This is a genomic window from Vogesella aquatica (assembly GCF_028548455.1).
Taxonomy (GTDB): Bacteria; Pseudomonadota; Gammaproteobacteria; order Burkholderiales; family Chromobacteriaceae; genus Vogesella; species Vogesella aquatica.
In genome coordinates this window covers 247,967-264,643 of record NZ_JAQQLF010000002.1, presented here as the reverse complement: position 1 = coordinate 264,643, position 16,677 = coordinate 247,967, and the positions used below count along the sequence as shown (strand labels likewise).

The 16,677-nt window shown below is 53.9% G+C and carries 18 protein-coding genes; 8 read left to right on the top strand and 10 right to left on the bottom strand.

The annotated features are described in order from the left end of the window. Window positions 1–196 precede the first annotated feature (196 nt). The 8 genes from PQU95_RS02800 (at window position 197) to PQU95_RS02765 (ending at window position 8,917) form a co-directional block, all read left to right on the top strand. Complete coding sequence (locus tag PQU95_RS02800; RefSeq protein WP_272750588.1) at window positions 197–1,084, top strand: hydroxymethylglutaryl-CoA lyase; 888 nt, start codon at window positions 197–199, stop codon at window positions 1,082–1,084. Window positions 1,085–1,301: 217 nt separating this feature from the next. Beyond that, window positions 1,302–1,835, top strand: a complete 534-nt coding sequence (locus PQU95_RS02795; protein WP_272750587.1) for a hypothetical protein — start codon at window positions 1,302–1,304, stop codon at window positions 1,833–1,835. Between the two features lie 77 nt (window positions 1,836–1,912). After that, window positions 1,913–3,364, top strand: a complete 1,452-nt coding sequence (locus PQU95_RS02790; RefSeq protein WP_272750586.1) for an O-antigen ligase family protein — start codon at window positions 1,913–1,915, stop codon at window positions 3,362–3,364. 36 nt (window positions 3,365–3,400) lie between these two features. Further along, window positions 3,401–4,642: an outer membrane beta-barrel protein gene (locus PQU95_RS02785; protein ID WP_272750585.1), complete on the top strand. Its 1,242-nt coding sequence runs from the start codon at window positions 3,401–3,403 to the stop codon at window positions 4,640–4,642. 78 nt (window positions 4,643–4,720) lie between these two features. Continuing rightward, on the top strand, window positions 4,721–5,248 hold the full coding sequence (locus PQU95_RS02780) for a polysaccharide biosynthesis/export family protein (RefSeq protein ID WP_272750584.1): 528 nt from the start codon (window positions 4,721–4,723) through the stop codon (window positions 5,246–5,248). A gap of 41 nt (window positions 5,249–5,289) precedes the next feature. Beyond that, window positions 5,290–7,512, top strand: coding sequence for a GumC family protein (locus PQU95_RS02775; RefSeq protein ID WP_272750583.1), 2,223 nt, complete (start codon window positions 5,290–5,292; stop codon window positions 7,510–7,512). An 8-nt stretch (window positions 7,513–7,520) separates the two neighbouring features. After that, window positions 7,521–8,273: a tyrosine-protein phosphatase gene (locus PQU95_RS02770; protein WP_272750582.1), complete on the top strand. Its 753-nt coding sequence runs from the start codon at window positions 7,521–7,523 to the stop codon at window positions 8,271–8,273. Continuing rightward, complete coding sequence (locus PQU95_RS02765) at window positions 8,270–8,917, top strand: tetratricopeptide repeat protein (RefSeq protein ID WP_272750581.1); 648 nt, start codon at window positions 8,270–8,272, stop codon at window positions 8,915–8,917. The genes PQU95_RS02770 and PQU95_RS02765 overlap by 4 nt, the downstream gene beginning before the upstream one ends. 130 nt (window positions 8,918–9,047) lie before the next feature. On the opposite strand, the gene PQU95_RS02760 is transcribed toward PQU95_RS02765, so the two are convergent. The 10 genes from PQU95_RS02760 to PQU95_RS02715 all read right to left on the bottom strand — a co-directional run bounded on the left by PQU95_RS02760 (window position 9,048) and on the right by PQU95_RS02715 (window position 16,673). After that, entirely contained in the window at window positions 9,048–9,419 is a 372-nt protein-coding gene (locus PQU95_RS02760; protein ID WP_272750580.1) for a VanZ family protein, read from the bottom strand. Then, complete coding sequence (locus PQU95_RS02755) at window positions 9,419–9,895, bottom strand: GDP-mannose mannosyl hydrolase (RefSeq protein ID WP_272750579.1); 477 nt, start codon at window positions 9,893–9,895, stop codon at window positions 9,419–9,421. Before PQU95_RS02755 ends, PQU95_RS02760 begins: the two co-directional genes overlap by 1 nt. Continuing rightward, window positions 9,892–11,058, bottom strand: a complete 1,167-nt coding sequence (locus PQU95_RS02750) for a mannose-1-phosphate guanylyltransferase/mannose-6-phosphate isomerase (protein WP_272750578.1) — start codon at window positions 11,056–11,058, stop codon at window positions 9,892–9,894. The genes PQU95_RS02755 and PQU95_RS02750 overlap by 4 nt, the downstream gene beginning before the upstream one ends. Beyond that, window positions 11,033–11,281, bottom strand: a complete 249-nt coding sequence (locus PQU95_RS02745; protein WP_272750577.1) for a sugar phosphate nucleotidyltransferase — start codon at window positions 11,279–11,281, stop codon at window positions 11,033–11,035. Before PQU95_RS02745 ends, PQU95_RS02750 begins: the two co-directional genes overlap by 26 nt. A 123-nt stretch (window positions 11,282–11,404) precedes the next feature. After that, window positions 11,405–12,337, bottom strand: coding sequence for an IS5 family transposase (locus PQU95_RS02740; protein ID WP_272750576.1), 933 nt, complete (start codon window positions 12,335–12,337; stop codon window positions 11,405–11,407). 126 nt (window positions 12,338–12,463) lie between these two features. Then, window positions 12,464–13,216: a WecB/TagA/CpsF family glycosyltransferase gene (locus tag PQU95_RS02735; RefSeq protein WP_272750575.1), complete on the bottom strand. Its 753-nt coding sequence runs from the start codon at window positions 13,214–13,216 to the stop codon at window positions 12,464–12,466. A gap of 5 nt (window positions 13,217–13,221) precedes the next feature. Next, a complete protein-coding gene (locus PQU95_RS02730; RefSeq protein WP_272750574.1) occupies window positions 13,222–13,941 on the bottom strand; it encodes a family 16 glycosylhydrolase in 720 nt (239 codons plus the stop codon). Further along, window positions 13,922–14,365 (bottom strand): acyltransferase, encoded by a 444-nt coding sequence (locus PQU95_RS02725; protein ID WP_272750572.1) that lies wholly within the window; start codon window positions 14,363–14,365, stop codon window positions 13,922–13,924. The genes PQU95_RS02730 and PQU95_RS02725 overlap by 20 nt, the downstream gene beginning before the upstream one ends. Beyond that, the gene (locus tag PQU95_RS02720; RefSeq protein ID WP_272750571.1) at window positions 14,362–15,474 is read right to left on the bottom strand and encodes a glycosyltransferase family 4 protein; all 1,113 of its coding nucleotides are present in this window, start codon (window positions 15,472–15,474) and stop codon (window positions 14,362–14,364) included. The genes PQU95_RS02725 and PQU95_RS02720 overlap by 4 nt, the downstream gene beginning before the upstream one ends. After that, a complete protein-coding gene (locus tag PQU95_RS02715; protein WP_272750570.1) occupies window positions 15,471–16,673 on the bottom strand; it encodes an O-antigen ligase family protein in 1,203 nt (400 codons plus the stop codon). The genes PQU95_RS02720 and PQU95_RS02715 overlap by 4 nt, the downstream gene beginning before the upstream one ends. Between the last annotated feature and the right edge of the window lie 4 nt (window positions 16,674–16,677).

Here is a 16,677-nt window from a genome sequence, read left to right as displayed (position 1 = left end):
CCGGCGTGGCCGAGGCGACTAGGTGCACTCGGCAGCTTTATCCATCTGATGTGCTGGGTCACCCCGCCCGGCTTGGCGCGGCTGCTTGTGCGCGCGGGCTGGATCGCGGCCGGCTTGTGGCTGGCGCGTTTTGGCTACCGCAGCCGCTATTGAATGATCTGCGCCCGTCAGCAGCGGGCGCGTGAGGAAAACCGACATGACACACGTAAAAATCGTGGAAGTAGGCCCGCGCGACGGGCTGCAGAACGAAAAACAGACCGTCCCGCTAGCGGTAAAGATCGAGCTGATCCAAAGGTTGGCCGCCAGCGGCCTGCTGAACATCGAAGCCGGCGCATTTGTGTCGCCCAAGTGGGTGCCGCAGATGGCCGATAGCGCCGAGGTGCTGCAGGCGCTGCAGCTGGATGGCACGGTGAACTACCCGGTACTGGTGCCCAACGACAAGGGCCTGGATGCGGCACTGGCAGCCGGCGTGCGCGAAATTGCCGTGTTTGGCGCCGCCAGCGAGGCCTTTAGCCAGAAAAACATCAACGCCAGCATCGCCGAGAGCCTGCAGCGCTTCGAGTTGGTGATGAAGCGCGCGGTAGCGGCCAACATTCGCGTACGCGGCTATGTATCGTGCGTGGTGGGCTGCCCGTACGAAGGCGCCATCGCGCCGCGCAAGGTGGCCGAGGTGGCCAGCGCGCTGTACGACATGGGCTGTTACGAGATTTCGCTGGGCGACACCATCGGTGTGGGCACGCCGGATAAAGTGACCGCCATGCTGGACGCGGTGAGCGAACAAGTGCCGGTAGCCAAGCTGGCCGGCCACTTCCACGACACCTACGGCATGGCCATCGCCAACATCCACACTGCGCTGCAAGCCGGCGTACGCACCTTTGACAGCTCGGTGTCCGGCCTGGGCGGCTGCCCGTACGCCAAGGGCGCGTCGGGCAATGTGGCCACCGAAGATGTGGTATATCTGCTACACGGCCTGGGTTACCACACCGGTGTGGACATGGGCCGGCTGGTGGCTGCCTCGCACTATATTGCTGCCGCGCTGGGCCGGGCCCCGGGTTCACGGCTAGCACACGCCTGGCAGGGCTAAACACCCGTAATGACAGCGCATCAACACACAACTGCTTAATAAAAAACCCCGTCACTTTGCAGCAACAATTTAATATAAAAAATATTAATGTAAACAAGCTTTTAACCGGTGCGCGCAGGGGAAATTTATTGCCATCCTGCCTTGCCAATTCGGTTTTGCCACCGTATCATGCAAGCATATAGATAAGTTCATGCTCTAGTGAGCAGGAGATTCAACCATGACCAAGAAATTCATTCTTGCTGCAGCCTTGGTGGCATCGGTGTCGTTTGCAGCCACTTTTACTGCCGACATGGCTCCGGCTCAAGTACAGGCACAGATTGCTGAAGCGGTAGCGAAAGGCGAGTCGGTAAGTGAACTGATTACTCAAGCTATAGCTGCAAAGCTTGACAGTTCAGTGGTAGCTGCTGCTGCAGTTACAGCTGGCGCAAGCCCTGCAGACATTGCCAAAGCAATGATGCAAGCAGGTGTTGATGCGCAAACAATTGCAAGTGCATTAGTTGCTGCAGGTGTTACACCCCAAGTAGCCATCGCAAGCTTGCAAGCCGCTGGTGCCGACGCTGCAACATTGGTACAAGTAGCACTGGCACAAAACGTGGACCTGAACACCGTAGTATCGCCTACCGCTGCCGGCCCGGCCCAGGCTCAGGCTCAGGCTAACGGTATCGGTACGTTTGGCAATAATCCTGCCCTGTCCTTCCCTTCCAGCCCGACTCTGGGCGGTGGCGGCGGTAGCAGCGTAAGCCGCAGCTAAGCCTGAACCGACGGTGCTACACAAAAAACCGAACGCAAGTTCGGTTTTTTATTGCCGATTGCTGATGGAGAAACCGCATGCTGCGGATACCGCACCTGCCCAATCTGGCCTGGTGGCTGTTTTGCCTTACCTTGGTACTGATGCCACTGCCGCTAGGTGGCAACCGATCATGGGTGCTGCTGATTATCGCCCCCGGCCTGCTGGCCATATGGGGCCTGCTGCTAACCAGTGACAGCAGCCGCCAGCAGCTAGGCCAGGCTATCAGCCACAGCAAGCTCCCCCTGGCCTGCCTGGCAGGCATTGGCCTACTGCAAACCATACAAACCCTTACCCTGCCTGCCAGCTGGCTGGCCACTCTGTCGCCCGGGCTGGCCACCATCTGGCAGGGCCAGGGCAGCCTGTCGCTAGACCGTTTCAACACCCAGCTCTATGCCACGCTGACCCTGTGCTATGCATCCGCCTTTGTGTTTATCCAGTACTTTGCCCTGCAGTCCGCCCGGCTGATAAAGCAGCTATTGCTGGTACTGGTGCTGGCCGGCATTTTTCAGGCCGTAGCCGGCATCTACCTGTACTCGGTTAATGCAGACTACACCCTGTTCTACTTTGCCCTGCACCATGTGCGCACCATTGGCACTTTTACCTACCACAACCACTACGCCTTTTACCTGGTAATGACGCTGTGCCTCGGGCTAGGGCTGATCATGGCGGAGCCCGCCGCCCAGCAAAACGGTGGCTGGAAGCAGCAGCTCAACAAGCTGCTGGCCTTTGTGGAAAGCCGCAAGATGCTGCTGCGCCTGGGGCTGATTGTGATTGTGATTGCACTGGTACTCACCAAATCGCGCATGGGCAACGCCGCCTTTTTTACCGCCCTGCTGGCCAGCATGGCCGTGTACCTGGCACTGGTAAAACCGCGTAACAAAAACCTGCTGTGGCTGGTAGCCAGCGTGGTGATTATCGATATCGTGGTACTGGGTAGCTGGGTAGGGCTAGACAAGGTAGCCGAGCGCATAGGCAATACCGCGCTGAGCAAAAACAGCGCCACGCTTAGTGCCATGATACGCGGCCAGGAAAACAGCCCGGAATGGCCACGCGACGAATCGGTAGAGGCACGCATGCTGCCTGCCGATTACGCAGCAAACATCATCAAAGACTACCCGCTCACCGGCACGGGTGCCGGCACATTCTATACAATATTCCCGACATACAAACCAGCCACTGTAAACAACTACTACGATCACGCCCACAACGATTATGTAGAGTTACTTACAGATCATGGATTTATCGGCATTTCATTGTTCGCCGCACTTGTTCTGTGTGTCTTAGCACGTACAATTGTGGTACTGAGAAACAGAAAATCTGCGCTAGCCAAAGGCTTGGCTTTCTCTACGATGATGGCATGCTGCGCTGCACTGTTGCACAGCCTGGTGGATTTCAACCTGCAGGTGCCCACCAATGCCATGCTGTTTACCTGCATTTTAGGCTTGGGCTGGTGTGCCGGATTCATCGAGCGGCCTGCCCGGCAGCTTTAATAGCTGAATTTTTATAGAATAATGTGGAGCTCCACCATGTACAAACTCACCCCCCTGGCGCTGGCACTGTCGCTGCTGAGTGGTTATGCTGTGGCGCAATCTGCCCCCAATGCTGCCATTCCGCAACAACACGATATTTATAAAGCGTTTGACACCTACAAGCCTAACGAACAGGCCGACCCAGATGGCGCTATCCGCGTGGGCGGCTTTTACCTGTACCCACGTGTAGGCGTAAGCGTAGGCCACGACGACAACGTGACTGCAGTAAACAGCAACAAAGTATCGTCTGCGGTATGGAACCTGAGCCCCGCCGCCCTGCTGGAACACACCAACGGTGGCGACCGCTACACCCTGAGCTACAGCGGCTCGTTTACCCAGTACACCAATAGCAGCAACGACAATACCGATCTGCACGAATTCCAGGGTCAAGCTGCCGTGCAGTACGACGACCGCCTGAATACCCTATTCCGCGCCGGTGTACTGCTAAGCGCCGACCCGCGCGAAACCACCGACCGCGCCACCGCCAGCAAGCCGGACGAGTTCCGCAATAGCTACGCTGGCTACCTGGTAGGCTACGGCGCGCCTGAAGCCCAAGGCCGCCTGGAAGCAGAAATCAACTACAACGACAAGCGCTACACCAATAACCGCGCCACCACTGCAGACGGTGATTTTGCTGCGCTGGATACCGCCGGCCGCTTTTACTACCGTGTAGCACCCAACAGCAAAGTATTTGTAGAAGGCCGCTACACCGACTACGACTACAAGCTGGCCAGCCCGAACCAGGACAGCACTGAACAGCGCCTGCTGCTGGGCTACACCTGGGAAGCCACTGCCGCCACCCAGGGCACAGTGAAAGCCGGTAACCTGAAAAAAGACTTTGCCCAAGCCAGCCGCCGCGACTTTAGCGGCCTGACCTGGGAAGGTGCCGTACGCTGGTCGCCACTGGAATACTCGGTAGTAGACCTGAACACCCGCCGCTCCACCGATGATTCCAGCGGTACCGGTGACTACATCAAGCGCAGCAGCTACGGCCTGCAGTGGAACCACAAGCTGACCGACCTGTTCTCCTCCGTACTGGGCTACACCTACACCGATTCCAACTACGTAGGTGCTACTCGCCAAGACAAAAAGAAGAGCTACAAAGCCGGCGTTGCCTACGATGCCCGCCGCTGGATGAAAGTATCGCTTGAGTGGACCACCACCGACAATAACTCCACCGTGCAAGCCAGCAGCTACAAACGTAACGTGATCATGCTCAATACCCTGATTGGACTGTAATTCATGGCCCTGAATGCTTTTCAACGTAGCTCTACGCTGAAATGCTGGCTGTCTGCATGCCTGCTCGCTGTAGCAAGCATGCAGCCTTTGGCAGCCAGTGCCCAGACCACCCTGCAAGTGCCTGCCGATGCTGCCAGCCTGTTTTCCACCTACCAGCTGGGTGCGGGTGACATGCTGACCATACGCGTGCTGGGCGAGCCGGAACTGACACTGGAAAAAATCCGCCTGACCGACGCCGGTACGCTGTCTTACCCGGTGCTGGGTGAAATACGCCTGCTAGGCCTGACCGTAGGCGAGCTGGAAAAAATCATCACCGACGGCCTGCGCGGCCGCTACCTGAAAAACCCGCAGGTATCGGTGCAGATGGACGAATACCGGCCGTTTTACGTAAATGGCCTGGTAGAAAAACCGGGCAGCTACCCCTACCAGCCTGCGCTAACCGTGCGCAAAGCCGCCTCCATTGCGGGCGGCCTGAAGATACGCGCGTCGGTAGACAAGGTGTATGTGATTCGTGCCAACGACAAAAACCAGGAAGCCATCAAAGCCGATATGAACACGCCCATCTACCCGGGCGATACGGTTATTGTGGAACAAAGCTTTTTCTGATCGAAATGCTGATAGTGCGCTAAACCGCGCGGAGATACCGAATGTCGCTTTTTGGTGAAGAAACCAAACCCCAAGCCCAGGCTGCCAAACCTGCGCTGCTGTTGCAGGACAACGACCAACAGCACACCTCCCTCATATTGGAGTACTGGCACATAGTCAATGCCAAAAAATGGGGCATTCTGGCGCTGGGTGTCGCTGTAGGTGCTGTAGCCCTGATCACCACCCAGGCCATGCGGCCCACCTACCGCGCCACCGCCGAAGTACTGATAGAAGCCAACAAAGCCAAAGTACTGTCTATTGACGAGGTATACGGCGGCGTAGGCAGCAACCGTGAATACTTCCAGACCCAGGCTGAAATCATGAAATCGCGCGAGGTAGCCCTGCGCGCCATCAAGAAACTGAAGCTGTGGGAGCACCCGGACTACAACCCGCGCCTGCAAAAACCGCCGGTACACCAACCGCTGCTGGACATGCTGGGCATGGAACGCAAACCGCAGCCGCAGTGGAACGACGAGCTGCTGGCCGCTGCCGTCTACCAACGTATCAACAAAGAGCTCAATATCGAGCTGGTACGCCTGAGCCAGCTGGTAAACGTGTCGTTTGACTCTACCGATGCCAAAGTGGCAGCCGACTTTGCCAACGCCGTGGGTGAAGCCTACATAGAGAACGACCGCGAAGCACGCTTCAAGATGACCCAGCAAGCCAGCGACTGGCTGCAAAACCGCACCAAGAGCCTGCGCGAAGCCCTGGAAACCTCCGAGCGCAAACTGCAAGGCTACCGCGAGCGCGCCGGTGTGATTACCGTAGACGCCAGCAACCAGTTTGGTACCGGCAAGCTGATTGAAGAAGTAACCCAGCGCCTGGTAGAAGCCCGCATGCGCCGTGCCGAAGCCGAAAACGCCTACAACCAGATACGTGGCGGCAAAGTGCAAGACCTGGGCTCGCTGCCTGCCGTGATTCGCAACCCGCTGGTAGCCGAAGCCAAGAAACAGCTGGCCGACGCCGAGCGCAAACACGCCGAAATGTCGCAGCGCTATGGCCCGGAACACCCGCGCATGGTGCAGGCAGAAGCCGAGCTGCAGTCGGCGCGGGATAGCGCCAAGCGCCAGATCAACAGCATTGTGGCCAGCGTCACCAACGAGTACGAAGTAGCCCGCGCCACCGAGCGCAGCCTGGAAGGCACCCTGGGCCAGGCACGTGGCGGCGCGCAAACCGACAACCGCAAAAACTTCGAGCTAGCCGTGCTGGAACGCGAAGTAGCGTCTAACCGCCAGCTGTACGACATGTTTGTGACCCGCGCCAAAGAAACCGCCGCCTCGCAAGACCTGCAGAGCAGCGTAGGCCGCATTGTGGACAGCGCCGAAGTACCCGAAAAACCGGTAGCGCCGAAAAAAGCCCAGGTGACCCTGATGGCCTTTGTGCTGGCCCTGCTGCTGGGTGCCGCCACCGCCCTGCTGCGCGCACGCCTGGACAACACGCTGAAGCTGCCAGCCGACGTGGAACGCAAGGTAAAGCAGCCGCTGCTGTCAACCCTGCCCCTGCTAGACAAAAAACAGCGCCAGCAAGCTGCCGTACTGAGCCAGCAAGACCCGCACACCCCGTTTGCCGAGGCGGTGCGCACCGCCAAAACCGGCGTGCTGCTGTCGGATATCGACCAGGAACGCCGCGTGCTGCTGGTAACGTCCAGCGTAGCCGGCGAAGGCAAGACCACCACATCTTGCAACCTGGCGCTGTCGCTATCACAAAACAAGCGTACCCTGCTGATAGACGCCGACATGCGCCGCCCGTCGGTAGCTGCGTCACTGGGGCTGGACCCGCACGCCGCCGGCCTGTCCGACCTGATAGCCGGAACCAAGCAGCTGGCCGACGTACTGCAACGCCTGCCGGGCAGCCAGGTAGACCTGATCAGCGCCGGCACACTGCCGCCCAACCCGCTGGACCTGCTGCTATCGCGCCGTTTTGACGAGCTGCTGGCCACGCTGCAGCAGCAGTACGAAATGATCATTATCGACAGCACACCGTGTGAAATGGTGAGCGATGCGGTAGCCCTGGCACCGAAAGCCACTGGCCTGATTTACGTAGTGCGTGCCGGTGAAACCGCCGCCCCGCTGGTAGTAAAAGGTACCCGCCGCCTGCAACGCGCCGGTGGCCACCTGCTGGGTATTGTGCTGAATGGTGTAGACCTGAAACAGGCAGAACGCTATGGCGACTACGGCACCAATGGCCAGTACTACGGCAACTATGGCGCCCCCGCCAAAAAGTAAGGCCCCGCGTGATAGACGTACACTGCCACCTGCTGCCGGGCGTAGATGACGGCCCGGCAGACCTGGCCGCCGCCCTGGCGCTGGTAAAAGCCAGCACCAGCAACGGCATACGCCAGGCCATATGCACCCCGCACATCTACCCCGGCCGCTGGGACAATGGCTACGCCAACCTGCAGCCCGCACTAGACCTGCTACGCCAGGCAATGGCTGCGGCCAACCTGGCACTGGACATCAAGCTGGGGGCCGAGGTGCGAGTGTGCGACGAACTACCGCAGTTGATACAAGCCGGGCGCATCCCCATGCTGGGGCACGTAAACGGCTACGATATCCTGCTGCTGGAAATGCCAGACCAACAGATACCCGCCGGCCTGTGGCAGCTGATACCCTGGCTAATGCGGCACAGGGTACGCCCGCTGATCGCCCACCCCGAGCGCAACAAAGCCGTGATGGCCGACCCCGGCCAGGCCAGCCGCCTGCACCGCGCCGGCTGCTGGCTGCAGGTGACCACCGGCGCCCTGCTAGGCAGCTTTGGCACCCGCGCCCAGGCCACCGCCGAACAGCTGCTGGAAGAAGACTTGGTGTACCTGGTAGCCACCGACACCCACAACCTGAAAGCCCGGCAGCCCAATATGGCCCAGGCCCACCAGTGGCTAAGCCGCCGCTTTGATAGCGGCTACGCCGACATGCTGACTACCGAGCACCCCGGCCTGCTGTACCACAGCACCCCCGCCAGCATACCCACCCAGGAAGACACACTATGAAAGCCGCCACACCGTACGCATTGGCCCTGGCCATGGCAGGCTGTGCTGCCCTGGTGTTACCCGGCGCCCTGCGCACCGCCTGGCAAGACCTGGCACTGGCCAAACCCCGCGCCACACTGGAACGCGCCACCGCCGACCAGCAAACCCCTCTGCTACTGGAAGAAGCCGTAGCGATAGAGCGCCAGCTCACCCAGGCCAGCCTGGACAGGCAGCCTCCACACCACCAGATACTGGACAACCTGGCTACGCTGTACACCCTGCGCACCCTGCGTGCCGGGCGCGTAGCCAGCGTGCAAGCCTATATGGCCGAACGGGCAGAAAACTACTACCGCCAGTCTCTGGCGCTGCGCCCGGTAAACGGCCGCGCTTGGGCCAATATTGCGCTGCTGCGTATCCTTACCGGCGACCAGGGCGCGGTATACCAGCAAGCACTGACCACCGCCCTGCGCCAGGCGCCCAGCGACTACAGCGTAGGCCGCAGCCTGCTGCTGGCCACGCTGCCGTTTGAAGACAAGCTGCCGCCCGCCACCCTGGCGTTTGCACGCCAGGTGTACGCGCAGCAGAGCGAGCCGGCGCAAAAGCAGCTACAGCACCTGCTAAAGCAGATACCCGGCCCCACCGCCAGCCAGCTACGCCAGCCCTGAACCCATAACGCAAAACCCCCGCCAGTCAAGCCAGCGGGGGTTTTAACATTGGTGCGTTTTATGTTGAGCGTGCGGCAGCCAGCTGCAGCTCGCCCCAAGCACAAGCAAGCCACCCGTGCACCCAGGCAGCCTAGCTAGCCGCTGGCGGGGTTGGGCGCCGCCGCTGCCAGCAAGACAGCAGCCAGCACAGCAGCAGCCCCACCAGCAAACCGGCCACATCGGCCAGCCAGTCTTCTACCGACGCTACCCGCCCCGGCAACCACGCCTGGTGCCACTCCTGCCCTGCCCCCACCGCCATGCCCAGCAGCGCCAGCACCAGGCAGCGCCAAAAGGTTGGCCGCAAAGCCCAGCCAGCCAGCAACAAGGCCGAACCGTAAGCTACCGCGTGTACCAGCTTGTCGTACGGCGGGTTGACCGTGGGCAGCCATAGCTGGTGCTGAAACCAGAACAACAGCGCCACCAGCGACGACAGTAATAGCAACACCGCCAAACGCCACGCCATCAGTTGGCCGATACGAAGTAGTCCCTGCTGTGTTGGTGCACCTGCGGGTGCTGTGCAGCCTCGGCAGGTGTCAGCCAGCAGTAGCGGGCATGCTGCTGACCGAGGGGCAATGCAGCCAGCTGCGTTTCATCCAGCTGCAAGCGGTAAGCCAGCACCACATAGTGGGTGCCAAAGCCCGGCATATCGCCCGCGTTGTCGGAGTAAAAGTGTTCGTACACACCCTGCCATTGCGCCTGCTGTCGCGTCAAGGCTATGCCCAGCTCTACATTGGTAAGGCGCATGAAAGCGTCGTCCAGCCGTTCTTCTTTCAGCACACGCCCGCCGGGTACAAACCAGTGGCCACTGGCCGGGCGGTTGTTGCGCCAGCCCAGCAGCACCTGGCCCTGCGGGTTAAATACCAAGAGATCGATGGAAACCAGCGGCGCGTGCTCTACCACGGCCATGAACTGGCCAAACGGCAAGGGCTGCTGGCTCATGCCGGCGCCCTGCCATACACGTCTTCCAGGCTCACGATATCGTCTTCGCTTAAGTAGCTACCCGACTGTACCTCGACAATCTCCAGCGGAATACGCCCCGGGTTCACCAGGCGGTGCACGGTACCCAAGGGTATGTAAGTGGACTGGTTTTCGCTAAGCAGTAGCTCGCTATCGCCATTGGTAATGGGTGCTGTGCCTTTTTCAGCACGGTGGTGGTGCAGCTGCAGGCTAAGCGAACTGCCCGGCTTGACCTGAATGCGCTTAACCTGAAAGCGCTCGCACATAGCCAGACCCTCGTACCAGCCCCACGGGCGGTTGAGGCGCTGGTGGAGCACCGCCTCGCTACGGCCGGCGGCGGCCAACTGTTCCACAATCTTTTTCACGTCTTGCACTTGATCTTTGTGCGCTACCAACACGGCATCGCCCGTTTCTACTACCACCAGATCTTGCACCCCTACGGTGGCCACCAGGCGGCTTTCGGCACGCACATAGCAGCCGTGGGTGGCATGCTGCAGCACATCGCCCTGCAGGGCATTGCCGTGCTGGTCTTGCGCGCTGATATCAGCCAGTGCGCCCCACAAGCCGATATCGCTCCAGCCCAAGCCTGCCGCCGGTACCACTGCGGCTTTGGCGGTTTTCTCCATGACTGCGTAGTCGATACTGTCCGACGGGCAAGCAGCAAAGGCCTGCGCATCCAGTCGGACAAAATCCAGATCGCGCTGCGCCTGGGCAAAGGCCTGCTGGCTGTATTGGTGCATGGCTGGCTGCAGCTGCTCCAGCTCGTGCAGGTAGGCATCGGCACGGAACAGGAACATGCCGCTGTTCCAGTAATAGCTACCATCGGCCACAAAGGCCTGCGCGCGCGCCAGATCCGGCTTTTCGACAAAAGCCTCGACTTCATACAAGCCATCAACATCAGCCGAAGGTTGGCCGCTACGGATATAGCCATAGCCAGTATGCGGAGTATCAGGAGCAATACCGAAAGTAACCAGCTGCGCAGCTGGCAATGCTTTTAAAACAAGCGCACGGAATACATCTTCATGACGAATGACATGATCTGATGGCAGCACCAGCAACACCGCATTGGCATCGTGCTGCAGCGCCTGCCACGCCGCTACCGCCACTGCAGGCGCCGTATTACGGCCCACCGGCTCCAGCAACATAGCCTGCGGCCAACATCTGCTCGGCTACCAGAAAACGCTGTTCGTTATTGGTAATGATGATGGGAGCTGCCACATTGGCCAGGCCATCCAGCCGGGCAGCGGCTTGCTGCACCAACATCTGCTCGCCGTGCAAGGCCAGATACTGCTTAGGGTAAGTCGAACGCGATAGCGGCCACATACGGGTACCACTACCACCGCAGAGAATTATCGGCACTAAACTCATGAGATTCCTTTTTCAATCTTCTAGTAATTAACCGACTAATCGAAGAGCGCCTGCTGCCAGTCCCTAAGGGCTTTGTTGCATAACCTATTCACCGGTCGAACGCCCCCTTTCCCCAGACGGATTTCAGGCGTGAGCAACCGTTTTCGGCATGCCAAAATGCGCGAACCGGTTCAGGATCACGCAGCGTACATGCACCTCGGCCACTTGCCGCTCCGGCTTCCGTGCGAGCAGCCTGTCGCCCAGCCGCTTGAAACGATGCATCGCGGTTTCCACCAGACTGCGCCGATGGTAACCGCTCCAGCGTTTCCAGATCGACCGCCCCACACGGCCTATCGCCGCCAACTTGTCATTGCGGCCGACCGCCCACGCGGCTTTGTCCTGCCACGGTTTGCCATTCTTGCGTGGCGGTACGATCAACTCCGCACCATAGCCATGCACAACCCGATACACCCGGCGGCTGTCATAGGCACCATCTCCGCCGAGGCTCCCCAGAACGGTTTCAGTCGGCAGTTGCGACAGTAATGCTTCCACTTGCGAACCATCGGCCTGACGTTGATCGGTCATTTCCACCGCATGGATTTCCTGTGTATCCCGACTAATGGCCAAGTACACCTTGCGCCAGCCACGTCGGTACTCTGGCCCGTGTCTTTTGACCTTCCACTCGCCTTCGCCGTGAATCTTGATGCCGGTGCTATCCACCAGCAGGTGCAGCGGTTCCCGGCTGCGCCGGACTGGAATCTGTACGGTCAGGGTGGCTTGTCGTCGGCTGACCGTGCTGTAACACGGCACCTTCCAGTCCAAACCCAGCATGCGCACCAGACTTGAAACCAGCCCCCGCATCTGACGCAAGCCCTGCTGGAATAGCACCTTCAACGGCAGCATGATCTGGATGGCCTGATCGCTGTAGCGGGTTGGACGTCCGGTTTGGCCCGCTCGCTCATTGGCGTGCCAGGCTAGTTCGGGGGAAAACCAGATCGTCAGATCACCGCGGGCTTGCAGGCTGCGGTTGTATTCGGGCCAGTTGGTGGTGTGGTAACGCGGTTTTGGTGGTTTCATCCTTACAGCATGCCAGCACTGTCAAGCCCGCCGCTCTGTGGAGTTATGCAACAAAGCCCCAGAACAATAATATTACGAAAAAAAAACAAACCCAGGAATATAACAACCCTTAAGTTAAACATGCTCCTATTTGTGCTTACCTAAAATACGCACATGCCAGATTTCTTTTAACAATAAAAAAGCATACTTACTATTGGTAACCGCGTAGCGCTTCCACATGCGGCCAGGCTCTTGCAAGACACGGTAAAACCACTCCAAACCCGCATTCTGCATCCATAGCGGCGCACGCTTTACTTTGCCAGCAACAACATCAAAAGTACCACCAACCCCCATCACAAACGTAACTCCTAAACGATCACGCCATCGATTAATAAAATTCTCTTTCTTTGGGGAAGTAATAGCCACAAACAACAATTGTGCGCCAGACGCAGCGATTTGATCAACAATTGCCTCTTCGTCATCCCAAAAATAGCCATGGTGAAATCCAGCAACTTTTAAGCCAGGATATTTATTCCTGACTACTTCTTCCGTTTTTGATACTACCTCCTCAGTAGCACCCAATAAAAAAATCGGTAAATCACAGATCACTGAATGCTCGAGCAATTTATGGAACAGATCAATTCCTGCTACCCTTTCTGGAATGTGGTAACCAAGAAATCGCGCACCATATACAACGCCCATGCCATCGATATTAATAATATCACAAGACTTCACAGAGTCAGCTAAGGATTGGTCTTCTAGCATATGAACCAATTTCGCAACATTAACAACTACATGCTGCGTAAATAAATTAGCCTTGATACGCTCACCGATCAAACAAACAGACTCTTCTATTGTCATTACATCAACAGGACAATTTAGTAAAGTAATCCTAGGCATATGACTTAATCCTTATCTAATGGAAAATATTTAAAACTGGTTACTTTAACATCGGGAGGTGACATTAAAATATCACCAGGCATTTTCCAGTAATTTAGATGTAAACGCTGTGGCAAGTTCGGTATGGAATCCTTATAATTTTGTGGTGAGTAAACCCACTCCACATTGATATGTGGTGATTTAACACTATATTTAATGGAGTGTGGTAGCCATAAAATTTTCACTACAACCCGTTCTGTCATCTCGGGAACGTCGAATCTGAACCTCACTGGCTTGCCTCGTAAATCTTTATCTTTGCGAAAAAGACCGAAATTCCCACGTGGTATAGCAAGGCTCCCCCAATGACTAAACTCAATATCAATTTCGTTTGTACCATCCTCATCACTTTTATCTGGAAATGTGAAAATACCAAACACTAGCTTTTTATCAAAAGTAGGAAGTGCTTCGAGCTCAAAAATAAACTCGCCAAAATGAAAATAGCTAGTGCTTATGATTTCTGAACATAACCAGCCAACCACTTTATCCTTACTCATCGACATGATTAAACTGTCATTTTCGACACGAACACGGGATGAACTAAAATTATTGGGGCCTGGTTGACCATTACCATTCCTTGTTATCCAGCCATACCCTGCAAAAGTAAGCTCGTCTGCTGCGAAGACAATTGGAACTGTAAAAATCAGAAATAAATAAAATGTAATTTTGCTAATACTGTGATTTAGCATGATCTAATAATTTACCGTATTGACCAGTCAGAATATTTTCACGAATTATTCGAGCTGGATTCCCAGCAACAATCACGCTAGGAGGAACATCTTTCGTAACAACCGCACCAGCGGCAACAATTGAACCAGGCCCTACTTTCAAGCCAGGAAGAACTATTGACCTAGCACCTATAAAGCAATTTTCAAGAATCTGAGTTTCAGCATGAAAACCTCGCGTAAAATCATGCGTTAGAATGACAGCATCAAATGCAACATAACTGCCATCTTTAATTACAACACCCCTAAGATTCGTCTTATCCAAATTCGCAGAAAGGGAAATTCTCGCTTTGTAACTAATTTTCGCACCAAAAAAATTAAAAAACCAAACCCTGACTAATATGAGAAAATTGCGAATAGAAAATACAAAGGATTTAAATAATTTCATAAAGCCCCCAAAAGCGAATTGTACCCATACAAAATAGAATCACGTGTAAATTTAGAAAAAAAGCCATCTAGATGCAACCGGTTAATATCGAATCGTATCCTGCTATTATTCTTCATACAAAATGATAATGCATCACGAATTGATTCAATCGACAAAGGGTCGCAACTCGACCCAACAAGAACTTCATCAAAATAACCCGATACCCCCCTATCTCGCGAATATACAATTGGTATATTCGCAAATAAAGCCTCTATATACACCATTCCAAATGTTTCACTGCGAGTAGGCATAACAAAGAATAAATATTGTGAAAGGATTTCTACAATATCTGCATTCTCAACTCGCCCTTTCAGAAAAACTTTATCTTCCAATTCTAGAGAATGGATCAATCGCGAAATCTTATTTACACTATCCTCTGTCCCGCCGCCAAAAATATCCAACGCGGGGGATTCGTCACCAAATAACTTAATTGCACGCAATAAATTTTCCAAACCTTTAAGTTCGAACAAATCCAAATTAAAAACTGTAACCATTCGATCGTTGCAATCACTTGAAAATGTGTGCTTTATATTTTCCGTAACAATTGGGAGTAGATGAACATTACGCATTTTCAAGCCAAAAATATTATAGGCATATTCCGATATCCATGGAGAAGCTGGTAAAACCAAAGCAGCTTTCTCAATTAAACGACGGTAAACGGGCCTATTCCATTTTAGCTTCGATAGAAATTTATGATCCGTAGATCCCCATAAACTACATACTAGTTTAGCTTTAGAATTTTCACAGATCACATCGGCAATAACACCTTCAACACATAATTTGTGTGCATGGACAATATCAAAAGAACGGCAATCTATGAAGTTACAAATCTCGCCCGCCAATTTTCTCAAAAAAAATATATTAAGTATTCCTAAAGGAGGGCTAAAATACTTCACAGACAAAACATTCCCGTCGCGGACAAATTCTGTCTTGCCAGGGATATTTTTCCTATTAATTGAAACAACGAATGATTCAAAGACGCATCCATTTACTAGATTTTTTACAGCTGTAGTTTTGTTTTTTACAAAGACATCAGGAAAATCTGCCGTTACATGCAAAATTTTGGTCATAATTTAAAACTCGAGCTAATATTAGAGTATGCAAGAAATAGAGTTAACGTGGTAATGTTTGCAAGGCCATTGAATGGTCCAGATTCCAACAATCCATTAGCTACAGTGAAGAAAAAGAGGCAGTATTGGAGCCGACTTGGATGCTCACGAAAAAAAGCTATCACAGATATAAAAAATAAAGACAATCCAATTATTCCAGAATATAACAATATCTGAAGCAATATGTTGTGCGTATGTGATGCAGTGAACCCAATTTCGGATTCATACTGAGGCAACAAAAACATGCTGCTACCATATCCCGAGCCAAAAAAAAGATTTCTTTTGATTAAATCTATGGTTACATCCCAAATATATGTACGCCCAGTAAAAGTTAATACCTCTACTACCTCACCTGACCGAGATATTAGAGGAAGAACAAAATCAAGATTAAGAGCCACCCAAAGTAGCAAATATAACCCAAAAGCAAAAAACAGTGTATAGATTAAATGGTATTTTTTTTTATAAGTTAGTATCAGATACCCAATAAGTGCAACCAATGCACTTGATCTATTCATTGACAACAGCAAGCATATTATGGATATAGGAATCAACCAAATTGAAATAGTCTTATTTCCAGAAAAAAATAGATAAATACCAAAAATAAAACCTAGCGATGCGACTCGCCCCAAGTTATTTGCGCTACCAGCAATACCACTCATTCTACCACCATCAATGAAAACACCATATTCCCAATATGATATCCTTCCAAGTGATGGAAAAACAATATAGACCAATAGAGAAGCAATTAGAAAAAGAAATAGAGAGTATCCAATTAAATTAACTACCCATTCAGTACCGTACTTATCAATCAGAAAATTAATCAGCAAAAAAAAAGCTAACAAAGAAAAAACCGACACTAAGGCATATTCTGAATTTATTGAGAACACCGCGCCAAATCCAAAAACAAGGATCAATAACAGTAAGCACTTGTTTGCACCACTGTAAGCAGCTCGCACATCAGAACGGCTAATCAAAAAACCAACGAATGGCACACAGATAGCTGCTAAATAAATCAACAATTTAATTACAACCTGAAAATCAACTCCTTTATCACTATATTCACGGACGCGAAAAACCGCATCTAATAGAAAAACTGAAAGCAGCAGAATCACTCCACATATCTTTCTAAATTCTTGGCCTGAAAAACTATTTTTTAGCATACAT